The sequence below is a fragment of the Neokomagataea anthophila genome (assembly GCF_018122595.1).
In the GTDB taxonomy this organism is placed as follows: domain Bacteria; phylum Pseudomonadota; class Alphaproteobacteria; order Acetobacterales; family Acetobacteraceae; genus Gluconobacter; species Gluconobacter anthophilus.
Map to the genome: position 1 here is coordinate 1 of NZ_JAGRQH010000314.1, position 206 is coordinate 206.

Genomic DNA, 206 nt, shown 5'->3' on the forward strand with positions numbered 1-206 from the left:
GTCGCAACGGCGTCTGTGAGTGATGCGAGCAATGGTACGGACTTTGTTTCGGCCATTCGTGCTCGTATGCCGGGTGTGACTATTCGGGTTCTCGATGGCACTGAGGAGGCAGATTATGCTGCCCGTGGTGTGCTGTGTTCACTACCAACGGACAATGGCTTGGTAGAGGATATTGGCGGTGGTTCTTTGGAACTCATCCATGTGGC

At 54.4% G+C, this 206-nt stretch carries 1 protein-coding gene; it reads left to right on the plus strand.

The features are described from left to right. Window positions 1-206, plus strand: a 206-nt coding sequence (locus KB213_RS12770; RefSeq protein ID WP_456306885.1) for a Ppx/GppA phosphatase family protein, incomplete at both ends; no start/stop codon positions are given.